At 38.5% G+C, this 397-nt stretch carries 1 protein-coding gene; it reads right to left on the minus strand.

The features are described 5' to 3' along the window. Nucleotides 1–265 precede the first annotated feature (265 nt). Nucleotides 266–397: alpha amylase C-terminal domain-containing protein (locus RM545_RS17605; protein WP_349254712.1), on the minus strand; the 132-nt coding region annotated here is incomplete at its 5' end.

The following is a 397-nucleotide window of genomic DNA, read 5'->3' on the forward strand; positions in this document are numbered from 1 at the left end:
GGAGCTCATTCAAAAAGAAAACCTTCAACCGCTCTTGAGAAAGTTAAAAACTACGTCAATGAAGTCATAGCTGGTATTCTCGGCAGTTTGTAAAAAGCAAAGGTCCAAATCCGTATACGGATTACCATATTTAACGACTGTTCAGAGTTTTGGCTACAAAATAATAAGTGTAGAGAAACCAATCAAGTGACAAGAAAAAACCCTTCCGCAGAAATTACGGAAGGGTTTTGGCATTTTTATTTACGGCTTTATAGCTCGTTAAGAATTATTGCTTTTTAAGATACACAACACCCATTGGGGGAAGGGTAAGCGCAACAGAGTTATCTTTACCGTGTGTTGGCAAAGGCTTGGTTCCTACAGGCTCGTTATTGCTTATATTACTTCCTCCAAATTCTTC

This window comes from Autumnicola lenta (assembly GCF_031846515.1).
Classification (GTDB): domain Bacteria; phylum Bacteroidota; class Bacteroidia; order Flavobacteriales; family Flavobacteriaceae; genus Autumnicola; species Autumnicola lenta.